This is a genomic window from uncultured Intestinibacter sp., assembly GCF_902468165.1.
Taxonomy (GTDB): domain Bacteria; phylum Bacillota; class Clostridia; order Peptostreptococcales; family Peptostreptococcaceae; genus Intestinibacter.
This window is the reverse complement of record NZ_CABQXJ010000134.1, coordinates 1-2,569: the sequence shown is the minus strand read 5'-3', so window position 1 is coordinate 2,569 and position 2,569 is coordinate 1. Positions and strand designations below refer to the sequence as shown.

The 2,569-nt window shown below is 26.5% G+C and carries 2 protein-coding genes; one reads left to right on the top strand and one right to left on the bottom strand.

Going from position 1 to position 2,569, the window contains the following annotated elements:
- The first annotated feature begins 153 nt into the window (after nt 1–153).
- Entirely contained in the window at nt 154–1,503 is a 1,350-nt protein-coding gene (locus tag RDX53_RS13975) for an HD domain-containing protein (protein WP_307994359.1), read from the top strand.
- A gap of 327 nt (nt 1,504–1,830) precedes the next feature.
- On the opposite strand, the gene RDX53_RS13970 is transcribed toward RDX53_RS13975, so the two are convergent.
- On the bottom strand, nt 1,831–2,421 hold the full coding sequence (locus tag RDX53_RS13970) for a DUF2284 domain-containing protein (protein WP_307994358.1): 591 nt from the start codon (nt 2,419–2,421) through the stop codon (nt 1,831–1,833).
- Between the last annotated feature and the right edge of the window lie 148 nt (nt 2,422–2,569).

The window sequence follows — 2,569 nt, the reverse complement described above, 5'->3', positions numbered from 1 at the left end:
TAATGATAATAAAGAAAAAGTTTGCTCAAATTAAATTGAATTATCTTTTTACTTATAAGTAAATATATTTAAAAATATACAAATAAATATATTCAAATAATATATAACTTGAAATTATCGTAAAAATATAATTAAAGAGAGGTGATATTTATTGTGAATAAAAATATGGATATGGCTACAAAAATAGCAAAAAAAGTTTCAGAAAAGGGCGGTAGAACGTTTTTCGTTGGAGGTTATGTACGAGACGAACTATTAAAAATAGAAACAAAAGATATAGACATAGAAGTACACGGTATAGATGTAGATTGTTTAGTAGATATACTTGAATCTCTGGGAAATGTCCAAAAAATTGGAGCTTCTTTTGGTGTTTTTAATTTAAAAGGATATGATATAGATATAGCTATGCCGAGAAAAGAAATATCTAATGGAAGAGGTCATAGAGATTTTGAAATATATGTAGACCCGTTTATAGGATATGAACAAGCTGCAATAAGAAGAGACTTTACTATAAACTCTATGATGAAAGATATACTTACTGGAGAGATTATAGACCCATTTTGTGGAATAGAAGACTTAAAAAATAAAAAACTAAAGCATATAAATGATATTTCATTTTGTGAAGATCCTCTTAGAGTATTTAGAGCTGCGCAATTTGCATCTAGATTTAAATTTGAAATTGATAAAGGAACTATAAAACTTTGTTCAAGTATGGATGTGTCATCTCTTGCCTTTGAAAGGGTATTTGAAGAATTAAAAAAAGCATTGTTAAAATCAACAGAGCCATCAATATTTTTTACTTCTTTAAAAGAGATGAAACAACTGTCATTTTGGTTTAAAGAAGTAGAAGACTTAATTGGAATAGAACAATCAAAGATACATCATCCAGAAGGCGATGTATTCACACATAGTATGATGGTTTTAGATGAAGCGGCAAAATTAAAAGATGAAGCTGAAAATAAATCATCATTTATGTTAGCTGCGCTATGTCACGATTTTGGAAAAATCTCTACTACAAAATTAAGAAAAGGTAAGCTTACTGCATATGGTCATGAAGTTGAAAGTGTTAATTTAGCACATGAATTTTTAAATAGACTTACAAATAAAATAAGTCTAAAAAAAGAAGTATTAAATTTAGTAAAGCTTCATATGAAACCAAATCAAATGTATAATACTTCAAAAAAGAAATCTATGATGAAATTATGGGATGATGCAATACATCCAAATGATTTAATATTACTTGCAAAAGCTGATTCTCTTGGAAGAGGAATTGATAAAGATTATAGCGAGATAGAAATGGCGCTTCGCGCTTCATTAAAAGATTATGAAGAGCTTATGAAAGAACCAGAAGTAAGTGGCAAAGATTTAATAGAGCTTGGCCTAAAACCTGGAGTCCAATTCTCTGAATATATAAAATTAGGTCATAAACTTCATTTATCAGGATTAAGTAAAGAAGATATATTAAAACATATATCAAATAATATAAAGAAAAACCAAGATATATAAGTAAATTTTAAAATTACTTTTATCTATCTTATTATTTACAATAATATTTTTTAATTCTAGATATTTTACAATTTTAAGCATAATTATAGGTTTGGTAAATAAAGATATATGTGCCAATATCAATATAAAAGACTATAAATCTTATGTAAAGGTTAAAATGAATAGACCGTTGGTCTAACCTTTACAACGACTTATAGTCTTTTTTTATTTATTTAGGCACAATATCTTTGATAAAAGTTTTACTTTTTCACAATTTAAGTACAGCTATCACTTAATACATATTATAAAAATTCAAAATTAAATGTTGTTATATATTTATTATTTTTATTAAAATCTATAATTTCTAGCTAAATCACAAAAATCATCTTCTAAAAAAGTCCCATTAAAAAGAATAGACCCTATAGAAGTACATATATTTGATTTATTATCTTTATTATTCCAAGTTAATTTGTGGTTAAATACTTCTTCGGACATCTTTTGAAGGTCCATGCCCATAGCTTCCATAGAATATCTCATCTTTTCTGGATGGTAGCAATGTTTATTATCTAAAAATGCACATCTTTCACATAAATTACAAGATCCGCACGCAGTTTTAATACATTCAAAATCGATTTGCATCTTAGAAAGCAAATCTTCTAAAGTATTTCTATTTTGAACATAAGCTTCCATAAATTCTTCTCCTTCTTCAACTTCACTTGTAACTTGAACTAATAGAGAATTAGTATAGTCCGCTGAATATTCATCAAATCGAGGACTATTTGGTGGGCAAGACCAATTTGTATTGTAATTTGGACAACCCTCTGCACATAAATTCAAAAGATAATCGCGTTTCATATATTTTATTAAATCTTTATTCTCGCAGACAATAGCTTTTAAGTTGAATATTTTTCCGTTTTTTTCAAACTTAATATTTTTCATTTTATCACCCCTATAAAAATTGATATTTATCTGATTATATATAAATTCACTAAAAAGCTTTATTTTCCTTCATTGTTTTAGAGTTTTTTGTAAATATATGTAACACGGTCTTGGAAAAGTTAAATTTTTAACACAATCAGACAAAAAA